The organism is Halopelagius fulvigenes, from assembly GCF_042662625.1.
GTDB lineage: Archaea > Halobacteriota > Halobacteria > Halobacteriales > Haloferacaceae > Halopelagius > Halopelagius fulvigenes.
Map to the genome: position 1 here is coordinate 446,480 of NZ_JBHSXH010000015.1, position 14,018 is coordinate 460,497.

A 14,018-nucleotide genomic window follows, 5' to 3' on the forward strand; every position below is an offset into this window, starting at 1 on the left:
AGCGGTGCGCTTAATCCGCTCGCGCCGCTAGCGGAAACGATGCAAAACGGGCCGTCCGCGCAGGGTATGGACGCGTTCACGTTCCTGGGCGAAACCGTCTGCGACGCGCTATCGAAGCGAGGGTTCACCACCCCCACGGAGCCGCAGCGTCGGGCGATTCCGCCCCTCGCGGCGGGGAAGAACGCCCTCGTCATCGCCCCCACCGGGACGGGGAAGACGGAGACGGCGATGCTCCCCGTGCTGAACTCGATCGTCGAATCTCCCGACGAGGACCGAGAGGGCCTCTCGGCGCTGTACATCACGCCGCTTCGCGCCCTGAACCGCGACATGCGGGAGCGACTGGAGTGGTGGGGCGAGGAGTTGGACGTGGAGATAGACGTCCGCCACGGCGACACCACCCAGTACCAACGGCAGAAGCAGGCGAACGACCCGCCGGACGTGTTGGTGACGACGCCGGAGACGCTACAGGCGATGCTGACCGGGAAGAAACTCCGGCAGGCGCTCTCGGACGTTCGGCACGTCGTCGTCGACGAGGTGCACGAACTCGCCTCGGCCAAGCGCGGCGCGCAGTTGACCATCGGCCTCGAACGCCTGCGGGAACTCGCCGGGCCGTTCCAGCGAATCGGCCTCTCGGCCACCGTCGGGTCGCCCGAGGAGGTGGGGAAGTTCCTCACCGGCGACCGGTCCTTCGAGATAGTCGAGGTGGACGTCGCCAGCAAGGTGGACTTCACCGTCGTCCACCCCGAAGTGACGCGCGAGGACGAGACGCTGTCGGGCGAACTCGCCACGGACGCCGAGATAGCGAGTCACGTCCGCCTCGTCCGCGACTTGGTGCGCGAGCACGAATCGACGCTCGTGTTCGTCAACACCCGTCAGACCGCCGAAGCGCTCGGGTCGCGGGTGAAGAAACTCGGCGCGCCCATCGAAGTCCACCACGGGTCGCTCTCGAAGGACGTGCGAATCGACGTGGAGGACCGGTTCAAGGCGGGCGAACTCGACGCGCTCGTCTGCACGTCGTCGATGGAACTCGGCATCGACGTCGGGCGGGTGGACCACGTCGTCCAGTACGGCAGTCCGCGCGAGGTGTCGCGCCTCCTCCAACGCGTCGGCCGGGCGGGGCACCGCCGCGACGAGGTGTCCCGCGGCACCATCATCACCGCCGACCCGGACGACACCCTCGAAGCCCTCGCCATCGCCCGCCGCGCCGAGGCGGGCGACGTGGAACCCGCCCACATCCACCACGGCAGTCTCGACACCGTCGCCAACCAGATCGTCGGCATCGTCATGGACACCGGCGAGGCGTCGGCACGGAAGGCGTACGAATTCGTCACGTCGGCCTACCCGTTCCGCGACCTCTCGGAGGAGAAGTTCCGCGAGGTGGTCCGCGAACTGAGCAGCAACCGCCTGCTGTGGTTGGACGAGGAGAAGGACCTCCTGGAGAAGTCCGGCGGGACGTGGCAGTACTTCTACGCCAACCTGTCGATGATCCCCGACGAGGAGACGTACGACGTCCACGACATGTCCTCGCGGCGGCAGATAGGCACCCTCGACGAGCGGTTCGTCGTCAACTTCGCGGAACCCGGCGCGTCGTTCATCCAACGCGGCGAGATGTGGCGCATCAACGACATCGACGACGACGAGGCGCGGGTGAACGTCACGCCCATCGAGGACCCCGCCGGCGAGGTGCCGTCGTGGACCGGGTCGGAGATCCCCGTCCCCGAACCCGTCGCGGGCGAAGTCGGCGAGATACGCGACATCGCCGCCCGGCAGTTCGAGGCGGGGGCCGACCGGTCGGCCGTCGCCCGCGACGTACTGACGCGCTATCCGACCGACGAATACACGCTCTCGGAGGCGTTGAAACCCGTCGAGAGGCAGGTGGAGGCGGGTCACCCGATTCCGACGGCGGACCGCCTCGTCCTCGAGGGCCAAGCGCGGCGGGTCGTCCTCAACTCCTGTCACGGCCACCGCGTGAACGAGACGCTCGGCCGACTGCTTGCGGCCCTCGTCGGCCAGCGAACCGGGTCGTCCGTCGGCATCGAGGTGGACCCCTACCGCGTCTCCTTCGAGGTGCCGCCGAAGGTGTCCGTCCACGCGTTCGTCGAGGTTCTGGAGGCGACGGACCCCGACCACGTCGAGGGACTCCTCGAACTCGCGTTGAAGCACTCCGACTCGCTGAAGTTCACCCTCGCGCAGGTGGCCGCGAAGTTCGGCGCACTGAAGCGCTATCAGGGGAACAAGCGCTTCGGCGCGGACCGACTCGTCGCCGCCCTCGAAGACACCCCCGTCTACGACGAGGCGGTGCGCGAGGTGTTCCACGTTGATCTGGCCGTCCCGGAGGCGACGGCCCTCCTCCGCCGAATCCACGAGGGAGCGGTGGAACTGGCCACCGCCCGCGAACGCACGCCCATCGGCATCGACGGGAGTTCGGGCGGGCGCGACTTCCTCGTCCCCGAGAACGCCGACGCGAGCGTCATCGAGGCCATCAAGGATCGAATCCAGAACGACCGGGTCATCCTGTTGTGTCTCCACTGCAAGGACTGGAAGCGCAAGACGAAGGTGCGGCGCGTCCCCGACGAACCCGAGTGCCCGGAGTGCGGCGCGACGCGCATCGCCTGCCTCAACCCGTGGGACGAGGAGACGGTGAAGGCGGTTCGCGCGGCGGAGAAAGACGACGAACAGGAGCGACTGACGAGGCGCGCGTATCGCTCCGCTAGCCTCGTCCAGAGTCACGGCAAGCAGGCCGTAATCGCGTTGGCCGCCCGCGGCGTCGGCCCGCAGAACGCCGCGCGAATCATCGCCAAACTCCGCGAGGACGAGGCCGACTTCTACCGCGACATCCTCCAACAGGAGCGACAGTACGCGCGAACGCAGTCGTTCTGGGACTGAGGGACGGTCGCCCTGGATATGACAGTTAGTAGCACACGTCAGGGTTTTATCACTTCTCGGGGAGATGTCCTCTCCATGCCGGACGACGCACTCGGTGCGGCGATGTTGGACTACGTTCGCGGCGACTACGACGGGTCGTGCGTCCACTACGACCCCGAGACGGGGGAGGCGTGGGACGCGAACGTCGAGTCGTTCTACTTCGCGCCGCCCGACGAGTGGTCGGAGTCGCTTCGGTCACTCGTAGACGGCCTCCGGACGCCCGTCCTCGACGTGGGGTGCGGCGCGGGCAACCACGCGCTCGCCGTCCAAAATCGGGGGACGGTGGTCGGGTTCGACGCGAGTCCGAGGGCGGTCCGCGCGGCGCGCGAACGCGGCGTCGAGCGCGCGTTCGTCGCGGACATGTTCCGGATGCCGGTCGCCTCCGACCGCTTCAAGACGGCGTTCGTACGCGGCACGCAGGCGGCGCTTGCATCCTCGCGGGCGGAACTGGTCTCCTTCCTCGACGCACTCGCCCGCGCGACGACGGAGACGGGCGAGGCGGTCGTGGACTCCTACGACCCCGCCGACGCCGACGGGTCGCACGGACACCGACCGACCGACGAGGCGGGCGTCGGCCGCCGAACCTTCCGCGTCGAGTACCGGGGCCGCGGACTCGTCGGGCCGCGACTCGACTTTCGGACGTTCTCGCCGGGCGAACTCCGCGCGGCGTGCGCCGAGACGGCGTGGACCGTCGCAGAGGTGACGGACGGCGGCGACGCGGGATACTACAGCGCACGCTTGCAGAAGTGAGCGTTACCCTCGCAAACACGCTTAACGCGGCCCCGCTTGTAGCGGACGCTATGACCCGTCTGCCATCGGAGCGGTCGCGCATCGCGTGGTGGGGACTGACGGCGACGCTCGCGCTGTTTCTCGCCTTCGCGGTGTACCAGTTCATCGGCACCGTCGCCCTCGCGATATTCGTCTACTACGGGACGCGCCCGGTGTTTCACCGCCTCCGACCGCACCTCGGATCGGACGAACACGCCGCGTCGGCGACGGTGTTCCTCCTCGCGGTTCCCGTCTTCGCCCTCCTCGCGTACTTCTTCCTCGTCGGCCTCAACGAAGTCGGCGCGGTCGCCGAACAGTATCAACGACTCCTGCAACCGTACGTCAACGTGGACGCGTTGCGCTCGAACCCGGTCGAGACGGTTCGCTCGGCGGTTCGGAGTTCCGGCGGCGGAAGCGGCGAGGAAGCGATCACGGCCGCGATGGAGACGCTCGGCGCGGCGACGACGGCGGTGATGCACGTGTTCTTCGCGCTTCTCGTCGCCTACTACCTCCTCCGGGAGGGGCGGGACATCGACGGGTGGTTCCGGTCGGAGGTGGCCGACGAGGACTCCGCGGGGTACGCCTACGCCACCGCCGTGGACACCGACCTCGAAACCGTCTACTTCAGCACCACCCTGCTGGTGTTCGTCGTGGGCATCCTCTCGGGCGTCATCTACAACGGCTACAACCTCGTCGCGCCGCAGGCCGTCTCGATTCCGCTCCCGACGGCGTTTGCCCTCGCGACCGGACTGGCGACGCTGATTCCGCTGGTCGTCGGAAAAGTCGTCTACGTGCCGTTGGTCGGCTACCTCGCGTTCGCGGCCGTCCGAACCGGCGGGCCGTTGCTCGTCTACCCGGCTGTGCTGTTGGTCGTCGCGTTCATCTTCCTCGATTTCGTCCCGCTCACGTTCGTCCTGCCGAAACTGGCCGGTCGGAGCACCCACACCGGGTTGGTCCTGTTCGGCTACATCGGCGGGCCGATGCTGTTCGGGTGGTACGGGCTGTTCCTCGGCCCCCTCATCGTCGTCCTCTCGGTCCAGGTCGTCCGCATCGCGTTCAGCGAGTTGATACACGGCCAACCGGTCACGCCGCACGTCACCGCCGCCCGGTCTATCGGGTCGGACCCGCCGTCGAACGACGACTGACGGAGAACGCGCTTCGGTCGCTTACGCCGGCGAACCCGCCGGTCGAACCGAGTCGAGGGCGGCGTCGAAGTGTTCCCGGCGGATGCGCACCTCGTCGGCGTGGTCGTTCGCCGCCTCGCCCTCGTAGGCCGACGCCACCTCCTCGATGGCGCGCATCGCCGCCTCGCGGCACACCGCCGCCACGTCCGCCCCGGAGTAGCCCTCCATCCGCCCCGCCAACGCGTCTAAGTCCACGTCCTCCGCGACGGGTTTCTCGCGGGTGTGGACGCCGAGGATGGCGCGCCGGGCGTCCGCGTCGGGCGCGGGCACCTCGACGTGCGATTCGAGGCGGCCCGGTCGGAGAAGCGCGGGGTCCAGCGCGTCCTTCCGGTTCGTCGCCGCGAGGACGACGAGGTTCGGGTTGTCCGCCAGTCGGTCCAACTCGGTCAAGAGTTGGGAGACGACGCGTTCGGTGACGCCGGAGTCGCCGCCCATCGAGTCGCGGTTCGTGGCGATGGCGTCTATCTCGTCGAAGAAGACGATGGCCGGGGCGGCCTGCCGCGCCCGTTCGAACACCTCGCGGACGGACTTCTCGGACTCGCCGACGTAGCGGTCCAGCAGTTCGGGTCCGCGCACGTGGATGAAGTTGACGCCGCTCTCGCCCGCGATGGCCCGCGCGAGGAGCGTCTTCCCGGTTCCCGGGGGGCCGTGCAACAGGACGCCGGAGGGCGCGTCCGTGTTCGCCGCCTCGAACAACGGCGCGTACGTCAGCGGCCACGTCACGGCGCGTTCGAGCGTTCCCTTCGCCTCCTCCAGGCCGCCCACCTCGTCGAACGTCGTCGTCGGCGACTCGGCGACGAACTCCCGCATCGCCGAGGGTTCGACCGACGCCATCGCGGACTCGAAGTCGGCGGCCGTCACCTCCAACTCGGTGAGCGAATCGGGCGCGTCGCCCGTCTCCCCGCGCCGGGAGCGTCGTAACGCGGTCATCGCCGCCTCCTTCGCCAGCGATTCGAGGTCCGCGCCGACGAAGCCGTGCGTTCGGGCGGCGAGGCGTTCCAAGTCCACGTTCTCCGCGAGAGGCATCCGGCGGGTGTGGACGTCGAGGATCTCGCGGCGGCCCCGTTCGTTCGGCACGCCGATCTCTATCTCGCGGTCGAAGCGGCCGCCGCGGCGCAGGGCCGGGTCGAGCGTATCGACGCGGTTCGTCGCGCCGATGACGATGACGTCGCCGCGGGCGTCCAACCCGTCCATGAGAGAGAGGAGTTGGCCGACGATGCGGTTCTCCACGTCGCCGCCGTCCTCTCGCTTCGATGCGATCGAGTCTATCTCGTCGAAGAAGACGATGGCCGGGGCGTTCTCTCTGGCCTCCTCGAACCGTTCGCGGAGTTTCTCCTCGGACTCGCCCTTGTACTTCGACATTATCTCCGGGCCGGAGATGGTGAGGAAGGTGGCGTCGACCTCGTTCGCGACGGCTTTGGCGATGAGCGTCTTCCCCGTCCCCGGCGGGCCGTGAAGCAGGACGCCCTTCGGCGGGTCGATGCCGAGGTGGGCGAACACCTCCGGTTCCGAGAGGGGGAGCTCTATCATCTCCCGCACCAAGTCCAGTTCCTCGTCCAGTCCGCCGATGTCCTCGTAGGTGACGCCGGTCGACTGCTGGTCCTCGTCGTCGGAGGGGCCGACGGAGGCGACGACGCGTTCGACGCGCCCCCGCCTGACGAGTTCGAGCCTCGTCGAGCGGGTGATTCGGACCATCCCGTCGGGGTTCGTCTCCGAGACGACGAACGGGTCCCTGCTGAGCCGTTCGAAGTGAATCTGCCCGCCCGCCTGTATCGGCCGGTCCTGCAGGCTGGTCTTGATGAGGTCCACCGCCCGGTCTTGGTCTTCGAACGCCACGTCGTCGGGCATCGCCAGCGTGACGGAGCGGGCGTCCTCGACGTCCACCTTCGAGACGCGGACGGACTCGTCTATCTTCGCGCCCGCGTTGGCGCGCGTGTCGGCGTCGATGAGGACGACGCCCTCGGGGACGGTGCTCCCGGCGGGCCACACCTTCGCCACCGTCTCGCGCGACCCCTCGACGACGACGGTGTCGCCGCTGAGGACGCCGAGTTTGCGGCGCGTCGCCTCCGGAAGCCGGGCGATCCCCCGCCCGGCGTCGCGTTTCTCCGCGCCGCGGACGGTCAGCGTGAGACCCTCCTCGTCGGTCATACCCGGCCCTTAGGTGGGCCCTTTCTTTATCCTTCCGCGCTGACACCGCGCGGCGAACGTCCTCCGATCGCTGAATTTCTGGACGATTTTTTATGGTACGATAGCGAACAGCCGGGTATGGTATCTACGACCGAACGAGACGACATGACGTGGTACCAGTGCGACGGGTGCGGGTTGCTGTTCGACACGAAGGAGGAGGCGAAACAGCACGAAGGCAACTGCGACACGGAGAGTCCGTCGTACCTCCAGTAAGGCGGCGGTTCGTGGCACCCCGGCCCGTCGCCTTCGGCACCGCGAACTACAGGTCGTCGAGCAGTCGTTCCGCGTGGTCCGGCGACTGGGCGCGCTTCCAGCGGACTTTCTCGGCCGACCCGTAGGAGAGTTCCTCCCTGAGAACGTCCGGGAGGAGTCCGGCCGTTGCCTCTATGACGTCGCCCGATTCGTCGCCGAACTCGACGACGCCGTAGGCGTCGGGCGTCTCGCCGACCGTCGAACGCGTCAGCGGTCGCCAGCGCTTCCGGAGCGACATCAGTCCTCGTCGACGAACTCGTAGGAGTCTTCGCCCCAGTCGTCCTCCGCGAAGACGAAGACGCGCCCGCGCGCCTCCTCGGGGTCGGCCTCCACCTCGGTCCGCATCCCGGCGACGCTTCGGACCGTGACGCCGGGGAATATCTCCTCCTCTTCGCCCTTCTCCAGGATGACGCGCCCGACGCCCGTCGATTCGAGGATGTCGTCGTGCGTCTTGAGGTCGTTGACGTACACCATCACGCCCTCCGTCTCCGTCGGGTCGGTGACGAGGACGTGCACCTGCTTGCCCGGACTCGTCGTGAGCGTCCCGTCGACTTTCTCGGGGACGCCCCGGTAGAGCGTCGTCCGCCCGTCGGTGTACTCGACCTGCACCCCGTGTTCGAGGAGTTCGACGCCGAGCGTACTCGGCGCCACGTCGTTGCGCGCGCTCATACTCTCGCGTTGGCGCGGGCCGGTGAAAAGGTGCGCGATGGGTCTGTTCCCCGCCGCGGAGACGGCTAAATCCGCACCCACCGCTACACCTTTCCGTTCGCTCGCGTCCCTACTGGTATGCACGGCCGCGCAGTAGCGCTCGGTGCGGGGACGGTCCTGAACGCCCTCGCGACGGGCGTCGGGTCCGCCTTCGCCATCGACGCCGAGACGACGGCGACGGTGGAACTCGACGACTCCGGCACCGTCGCAGGCGAGGTGGCGGAGGACGCCGAGGCGGACACGCGCCTGATCGAACGGTGCGTCGAACTCGCCGTCGAACGCTACGGCGACGGCGCGGAGTACGGCGGCCGCGTCCGCACGGAGAGCGAGGTGCCGATGGCCGCGGGGCTGAAAAGTTCCAGCGCCGCCGCGAACGCCTCCGTCCTGGCCGCCGCCGCCGCCCTCGGCGTCGACCCCGACCGGGAGGAGGCCTGCCGCCTCGGCGTCCGCGCCGCCCGCGACACCGGCGTCGCCGTCACCGGGGCGTTCGACGACGCCTCCGCGTCGATGCTCGGCGGCGTCACCGTGACGGACAACCGCGAGGACGAACTCCTCGCCCGCGACGAAGTCGAGTGGGACGTCCTCGTGTGGACGCCCGACGAACGCGCCTACAGCGCCGACGCCGACGTCGAACGCTGCGAGAACGTCGCGCCGATGGCCGAACTGGTGGCCGACCTCGCGGTGGAGGGCCGGTACGCCGAGGCGATGACGGTGAACGGGCTGGCGTTCTCCGCCGCCCTCGGCTTCCCGGCGGACCCCGCCGTCGAGGCGATGCCCCACGCGGCGGGCGTCTCCCTCTCCGGAACCGGACCGAGCGTCGTCGCGGTGGGCGACCGCTCGGACCTCGAACGCGTGAGGGACCTGTGGGACCGACGCGACGGCCGGACGCGACTGCTGACGACCCGAACAGACGGAGCACGCACACTATGACACGAGACACCGACGCAGACGACGCACGACGACCGGACGAGATGACGCTGGACGAACTCCGCGAGGAGATAGAGGACATCGACCGCGAGATAGTCGAACTCATCGCCCGCCGGACGTACGTCGCCGAGACCGTCGCGCAGGTGAAAGCAGAGCGGGACCTGCCGACGACCGACGAGGGGCAGGAAGAGCAGGTGATGCGACGCGCCGGCGAGAACGCCGAACGGTTCGACGTGGACTCGAACCTGGTGAAGGCCGTCTTCCGGTTGCTCATCGAACTGAACAAGGTGGAGCAACGGAACAAGCGATAGTCGAAAGCGAGCGTTTTGAGGCATCTGGTGCGGTTGGATTAGTCGAATCTTCCTCCAGTGGTCGTTCTTTCGCTCTCGGTCGGTGAACGAGTACCCGGTTCCGGAGGCGAACGGGCACCGGGCCGAATTCGGCGTGTGAACCGTAGATATGTTAATTGCCTCACATGCCAATTGAGTAGGTGAGTATGAGCGTGTCTAGCCCTCCTTCTGCCCGAGAGGTTTCCGAACTCGTGATGGCGAACCGAGCGATCAGAGCACCCTACTACCAAGCCGACCACGACGATGGCGTTCGCTTTACGGATTTAGAGAAGGGTCTCCAATGGGGTGCCGACGTCGTTCCAGCGATGTTGGGTCTGTTCCGCGTGGAGCGAGACGTCCGGGACGACCACATCGACGGCTGGGTGGGATTCGCTCGCCACTGGCGAGGAGGGACGCTGCGGCTGGACTTCGACCTGTTTTCCGGTTCCGAAGAGTCGGAGCCGATCGCGGTCGTGACCGCGGTATCGGGCCGGAAGGGGGAGAACACCGTCGCGGACGAGGACTTCGGGGAAATCGAGTTACCGGATCACGTTCCGACGCAGGAGGAGTGGGAAGACCGAGAAAAGCAGTATCAGAAGGCGCGGCGGAACGACGATACCGACGGGTCGGCGGCCGTTGAGGCATACATCGCAGCGTTACCGGGGTGGAAGCGGGAGTTCGCGACGCGGTTCGACGAACTCGTCCGACGCGAGGTGCCCCATGTGCGCCGCGCCGTCCGGTATCACCAGCCGTTCTACGGCGTCGAGGACAACGGATGGTTCGCGTCTTTCAGCGCATTCTCGAAGCACGTGAAACTCTCGTTCGTGTGCGAAACGCACCTCGAACCGGAGCCACCTAGCGGAACGGCGCCGCAGAGACAGGCTCTCGACCTGACGGAGACGGACACGCTGGACGAAGAGCAGGTCGCGTCCTGGATACGGCAAGCCGCCGACGACCCGGGAATGAATTGGTGAGGAGTAACCCGACGCCTAGGAGAGGGGTTCGACAACAAAAGTTCCCGACGGCCCGAACGACCAGCTAACGGACGAGTACTGCGACTCCCGCGACGGTTACGGTCAGATCGAGAGCGAACGCTACGACGCCGATTACGACTCCGGCCGTGACTCCCGCCCGTCTGACCCCCTCACTACGAACTGGCACAGAAATATCAAATAATAAATACTACGGGCAGATAAGCTCTCACGAGGTTCTCAGAGTCGGACGACAAAATATGACGACGCTCGATCGACGCCTCGAACACCGAACCGAAGCGTGGCCCTGCCTCGGGTGACGATACGTTCGAGGTTCTGCCGGTGGTCGCTCGCTGATATCGAAGTTCCCTTCTGGCCGTCGATAGTGTACATCCATAATGAAGGGCGCTTCGGGGACCGAACAACGGATTCGAGAAGCCGCATTCCGTGCGCTCGCTGAGCACGGCTACGCGGACCTCACGATCGTGGATATCGGCGACGAACTCGGGCAGAATCCGTCGCTCATCTACCACTACTTCGACAGCAAGGACGAGTTACTACTTTCGATGCTTGACGTCTTCGTGGACCTCTTCGTCACAGGGGTAGACGAGGAACCGGTCCACGACCCGGAGGCGGAACTCCGACAAGTCGTCGCGCAACTACTCCATCCCGACCCCGTACGAGTCCAACAGGTGATGGAGTCGCCGCCAACCGATATCGAGACGGCGATGTCGCGCGTGTTCGTGGAGTTGTGGGGACACGCAATCTGGGACGACGACTTCCGCGCGGAGACGACAGCCCTGGAGGAACGCGTCCGCGAGGCTATCACAGCGATTCTCAGGACCGGTATCGAGCGCGGCGAATTCCGCCCTGTCGACCCGAAACTGACGGCTGATCATCTTTTCTTCCTGCTCATGCAGGCCACCCACACTCGAGCGACAACGAACTGGGAGACGGCCACTGACCGAGTAGAAGAAATCGTCGACGACATCATCGACGATATCGCTCGCGACGACTGACGCCTGCTACTTTCCGGGTTTTCTGCCCTCACGCGTTTCGCCCGCTTTCGACCTAATTACCGGCCAGCGTACGACGCTGATCGACCGGAATCGCCGAAAGGCCTATAATTAATTAATTGATCAATTAACCCATGCAGTCAACTGATTCGATCGATAGCGCCCGACAGATACCGGCCCCGTTACGGAGCCGTGACGCGAAGCTTGCGCCGTTCGACTGGTACACCGAGATGCGGCGCGAAGCCCCTGTCCACTACGACGAAGAACGCAAGACGTGGGACGTCTTCCGCTACGAGGACGTCGATCGCGTCCTCCGCGATCACGAGACGTTCTCGGCGGATCGGTCCGGGAGTGCTGAGAACCCCTCGGGTGACGCTGGGAGCGATATGGCGGTACTCAAAACCATGATCAGCACCGACCCCCCGGAGCACGAGCGTCTACGGGGGTTCGTAAACGAGCGTTTCCAACCCGGTGCACTTCGCGAATACCGACCTCGGCTCGGAGAACTCACCGACAAGCTAGTAGACGGACTCGAAGACGCGGGCCGATTTGACTTCGTCGAGGAGTTCGCCATTCCGTTCCCGGTGACGGTCATTGCGGAACTACTGGGTATCCCTGCCGAACGCCGCGACCGGTTCAAAGAGTGGTCAGACGCGCTCATCGCCCGCCCCGAAGACAGTAGCGAGGAAGCTATCCAGCGGATGAAGCGACGGAGAGAAACCGCTCAAAAGGAGATGGGCCAGTACTTCGCTAAACTTCTCAACGAACGACAGGCGGGCGAGGGAGACGATCTCATCACGCTAGCGGCGACGGCGGACGAACTGAACCTGCAAGAGAAGATCGGCTTCTGTATGATCCTTCTCCTCGCGGGTAACATTACGACGACGAACCTCCTTACTAACGCCATCTGGTGTTTCGAGGAACAAGGCATAACGGAGGCCGTGGCGTCGGGCGAAATCGACCACAAGAAGGCCATCGAAGAGGTGCTTCGCTATCGGTCCCCGATACAGGAAGTACAGCGCGTTGCCGTCGAGGACGTCGAACTTAGCGGGCAGCAGATCGAGGCGGGGGAGGTCGTGAACGTCTGGGTGGGCGCCGCGAACCGTGATCCAGAGGTCTTCGACGGACCGGAGGCGTTCCGTCCAGAGCGTCGGCCGAACCAACACCTCGCATTCGGAAAGGGCGTCCACTACTGTTTAGGCGCACCGCTCGCGCGTCTCGAGGCGGATATCGCGCTCGACCGACTTCTCACGCGCTTCGACAGTCTCGATGCGGATCTGTCTGGGCTTCGACCGATATCGGAACACTACGGTCTCCGATCTCTCCCCTGTCGGGTGAGCTAGATCGCTACCGAATCGGCAGTCCATCATCCCTCATCGGCGAGAGATGCGAGGAGAAAGATCGTGCAAATAACGACATCAATCGACGCGAAGTAAACATATGGATGGATTGGAAGAGAAGACGGCACTAGTAACAGGAGCAGGATCGGGGATCGGACGTGCGTCGGCACAGCGTCTCGCAGCGGAGGGAGCCAACGTCGTCGTCGCGGACGTCGTCGAAGAAACCGGTCGCGAGACGGTAGACCTAATTGAGGACTCCGGCGGTGACGCAACCTTCGTTGAAGTCGACGTTTCCGACACTGAGTCGGTCGAGCGACTGGTAGACGTCGCGGTCGACACCTACGGAAGTCTCGACTTCGCGCACAACAACGCCGGCATTACTGATTTTGCGGCAGTGACGGACATCGAGGACGAACAGTGGGACCGGCTTCTCGACATCAACCTGAAGGGGGTATGGGCCTGCGTGAAAGCCGAACTGCCCGTCATGGCAGAACAGGAGAACGGTGCGATTGTCAATACTGCGTCGGAGGCCGGATTGGTGGGGATGGCTGGGCTCTCCAGTTACTCGGCTAGTAAGCACGGAGTCGTTGGTCTGACGAAATCGGTCGCGCTCGAATACGCGGCTCAAGAAATCAGGGTCAATGCCGTCGCTCCGGGCCCGACGAAGACGAACATTCAAGCGAACTCGGAAGCTCGACAAAGCGGCCCTGATTCGATGCCGTTCGACGTGTCGGCGATGACCGATGTCCCGATGGAACGCGTCGCGGAACCGGAGGAGATAGCTGGCGTCGTCGCCTTCCTCTTCTCGTCCGACGCCTCGTACATCACCGGCCATACGATCCCCGTCGACGGCGGTCAGGCCGCTGACTGAAACGGACGGCCAACTTCCCTTTTCGACTGTCGGTCTGTCTCGGGTACAGAATGCCGTCTCTAGACCGACAAGACTTATGACTAACTGACTGATTAGTCAGTACATGCAAGAACGGCTTTCGCGAAAACGGCCGTGGCTCGCTGCACTACTTGCTACGGTCGCTACTGGACTCGGCCACCTCTACCTCCGGCGGTGGAAACGCGCTTTCGGGTGGCTCGCTGTACTCTTTGCTGTGACTGCTCTCTTCGTCGACCCCAGCACTATCTCGGCCCTCCGAGCGGGAAGCACGGTGAGTCCGTCGGCTATCGCCCCGGTTCTAATCGTGGGGGGACTCAGTACCGTTGATGCGTACCTTCTCGCACACGCGCAGAATGCAATCTCTCGAATAACAGTTACGTCGAACGGACGGTTCACGCACTGTCCGAACTGTCGTCGAGAACTCGATGCAGAACTCGATTTCTGTCATTGGTGCGCAACGAACGACATCGACCCGGAAGCAGCGCTTTCGGATAAACCGGTCAGTCGAGAGAGGAATTGACG

Annotated in this window: 14 protein-coding genes; 11 read left to right on the forward strand and 3 right to left on the reverse strand. The window is 65.5% G+C overall.

Annotated features, from left to right (window positions below; translation table 11 throughout):
- Positions 1-39 precede the first annotated feature (39 nt).
- From ACFQEV_RS12305 to ACFQEV_RS12315, 3 genes are all read left to right on the forward strand, one after another.
- Entirely contained in the window at positions 40-2,886 is a 2,847-nt protein-coding gene (locus ACFQEV_RS12305; RefSeq protein ID WP_379696340.1) for a DEAD/DEAH box helicase, read from the forward strand.
- Positions 2,887-2,961: 75 nt separating this feature from the next.
- Entirely contained in the window at positions 2,962-3,675 is a 714-nt protein-coding gene (locus tag ACFQEV_RS12310) for a class I SAM-dependent methyltransferase (RefSeq protein ID WP_379696343.1), read from the forward strand.
- 50 nt (positions 3,676-3,725) lie between these two features.
- Entirely contained in the window at positions 3,726-4,838 is a 1,113-nt protein-coding gene (locus ACFQEV_RS12315) for an AI-2E family transporter (RefSeq protein ID WP_379696346.1), read from the forward strand.
- A gap of 21 nt (positions 4,839-4,859) precedes the next feature.
- On the opposite strand, the gene ACFQEV_RS12320 is transcribed toward ACFQEV_RS12315, so the two are convergent.
- Complete coding sequence (locus ACFQEV_RS12320; protein ID WP_379696349.1) at positions 4,860-7,025, reverse strand: CDC48 family AAA ATPase; 2,166 nt, start codon at positions 7,023-7,025, stop codon at positions 4,860-4,862.
- A gap of 117 nt (positions 7,026-7,142) precedes the next feature.
- Here ACFQEV_RS12320 and ACFQEV_RS12325 point away from each other — a divergent pair, with 117 nt between their 5' ends.
- Positions 7,143-7,277 carry a DUF7128 family protein gene (locus ACFQEV_RS12325; RefSeq protein ID WP_379696351.1) on the forward strand — a complete coding sequence of 45 codons (135 nt, stop codon included), beginning with the start codon at positions 7,143-7,145 and terminating at the stop codon, positions 7,275-7,277.
- A 46-nt stretch (positions 7,278-7,323) separates the two neighbouring features.
- Here ACFQEV_RS12325 and ACFQEV_RS12330 read toward each other — a convergent pair whose 3' ends face one another.
- Both ACFQEV_RS12330 and ACFQEV_RS12335 read right to left on the reverse strand, forming a co-directional pair.
- Entirely contained in the window at positions 7,324-7,554 is a 231-nt protein-coding gene (locus tag ACFQEV_RS12330) for a DUF7508 domain-containing protein (protein WP_379696354.1), read from the reverse strand.
- Positions 7,554-7,985, reverse strand: coding sequence for a DUF5796 family protein (locus ACFQEV_RS12335; RefSeq protein WP_379696357.1), 432 nt, complete (start codon positions 7,983-7,985; stop codon positions 7,554-7,556). Before ACFQEV_RS12335 ends, ACFQEV_RS12330 begins: the two co-directional genes overlap by 1 nt.
- Before the next feature lie 117 nt (positions 7,986-8,102).
- On the opposite strand from ACFQEV_RS12335, the gene ACFQEV_RS12340 reads away from it, so the two are divergent.
- The 7 genes from ACFQEV_RS12340 (at position 8,103) to ACFQEV_RS12370 (ending at position 14,016) form a co-directional block, all read left to right on the forward strand.
- A complete protein-coding gene (locus ACFQEV_RS12340) occupies positions 8,103-8,954 on the forward strand; it encodes a shikimate kinase (protein ID WP_379696360.1) in 852 nt (283 codons plus the stop codon).
- The gene (locus tag ACFQEV_RS12345; protein ID WP_379696363.1) at positions 8,951-9,262 is read left to right on the forward strand and encodes a chorismate mutase; all 312 of its coding nucleotides are present in this window, start codon (positions 8,951-8,953) and stop codon (positions 9,260-9,262) included. Before ACFQEV_RS12340 ends, ACFQEV_RS12345 begins: the two co-directional genes overlap by 4 nt.
- A gap of 185 nt (positions 9,263-9,447) precedes the next feature.
- Positions 9,448-10,254, forward strand: coding sequence for a DUF1801 domain-containing protein (locus tag ACFQEV_RS12350; RefSeq protein WP_379699852.1), 807 nt, complete (start codon positions 9,448-9,450; stop codon positions 10,252-10,254).
- A 395-nt stretch (positions 10,255-10,649) separates the two neighbouring features.
- Entirely contained in the window at positions 10,650-11,270 is a 621-nt protein-coding gene (locus tag ACFQEV_RS12355; protein WP_379696366.1) for a TetR/AcrR family transcriptional regulator, read from the forward strand.
- A gap of 131 nt (positions 11,271-11,401) precedes the next feature.
- Positions 11,402-12,610: a cytochrome P450 gene (locus ACFQEV_RS12360; protein ID WP_379696368.1), complete on the forward strand. Its 1,209-nt coding sequence runs from the start codon at positions 11,402-11,404 to the stop codon at positions 12,608-12,610.
- A 97-nt stretch (positions 12,611-12,707) separates the two neighbouring features.
- Positions 12,708-13,478 carry an SDR family NAD(P)-dependent oxidoreductase gene (locus ACFQEV_RS12365; protein WP_379696371.1) on the forward strand — a complete coding sequence of 257 codons (771 nt, stop codon included), beginning with the start codon at positions 12,708-12,710 and terminating at the stop codon, positions 13,476-13,478.
- A 103-nt stretch (positions 13,479-13,581) separates the two neighbouring features.
- The gene (locus tag ACFQEV_RS12370) at positions 13,582-14,016 is read left to right on the forward strand and encodes a DUF7575 domain-containing protein (protein ID WP_379696373.1); all 435 of its coding nucleotides are present in this window, start codon (positions 13,582-13,584) and stop codon (positions 14,014-14,016) included.
- The last annotated feature ends 2 nt before the right edge of the window (positions 14,017-14,018 follow it).

What these genes read in the sequence shown, in the direction of transcription:
- ACFQEV_RS12305 (WP_379696340.1), top strand. Translation starts at nt 40, where the DNA reads ATGCAAAACGGGCCGTCCGCGCAGGGTATGGACGCGTTCACGTTCCTG.
- ACFQEV_RS12310 (WP_379696343.1), top strand. Translation starts at nt 2,962, where the DNA reads ATGCCGGACGACGCACTCGGTGCGGCGATGTTGGACTACGTTCGCGGC.
- ACFQEV_RS12315 (WP_379696346.1), top strand. Translation starts at nt 3,726, where the DNA reads ATGACCCGTCTGCCATCGGAGCGGTCGCGCATCGCGTGGTGGGGACTG.
- ACFQEV_RS12320 (WP_379696349.1), bottom strand. Translation starts at nt 7,025, where the DNA reads ATGACCGACGAGGAGGGTCTCACGCTGACCGTCCGCGGCGCGGAGAAA.
- ACFQEV_RS12325 (WP_379696351.1), top strand. Translation starts at nt 7,143, where the DNA reads ATGGTATCTACGACCGAACGAGACGACATGACGTGGTACCAGTGCGAC.
- ACFQEV_RS12330 (WP_379696354.1), bottom strand. Translation starts at nt 7,554, where the DNA reads ATGTCGCTCCGGAAGCGCTGGCGACCGCTGACGCGTTCGACGGTCGGC.
- ACFQEV_RS12335 (WP_379696357.1), bottom strand. Translation starts at nt 7,985, where the DNA reads ATGAGCGCGCGCAACGACGTGGCGCCGAGTACGCTCGGCGTCGAACTC.
- ACFQEV_RS12340 (WP_379696360.1), top strand. Translation starts at nt 8,103, where the DNA reads ATGCACGGCCGCGCAGTAGCGCTCGGTGCGGGGACGGTCCTGAACGCC.
- ACFQEV_RS12345 (WP_379696363.1), top strand. Translation starts at nt 8,951, where the DNA reads ATGACACGAGACACCGACGCAGACGACGCACGACGACCGGACGAGATG.
- ACFQEV_RS12350 (WP_379699852.1), top strand. Translation starts at nt 9,448, where the DNA reads ATGAGCGTGTCTAGCCCTCCTTCTGCCCGAGAGGTTTCCGAACTCGTG.
- ACFQEV_RS12355 (WP_379696366.1), top strand. Translation starts at nt 10,650, where the DNA reads ATGAAGGGCGCTTCGGGGACCGAACAACGGATTCGAGAAGCCGCATTC.
- ACFQEV_RS12360 (WP_379696368.1), top strand. Translation starts at nt 11,402, where the DNA reads ATGCAGTCAACTGATTCGATCGATAGCGCCCGACAGATACCGGCCCCG.
- ACFQEV_RS12365 (WP_379696371.1), top strand. Translation starts at nt 12,708, where the DNA reads ATGGATGGATTGGAAGAGAAGACGGCACTAGTAACAGGAGCAGGATCG.
- ACFQEV_RS12370 (WP_379696373.1), top strand. Translation starts at nt 13,582, where the DNA reads ATGCAAGAACGGCTTTCGCGAAAACGGCCGTGGCTCGCTGCACTACTT.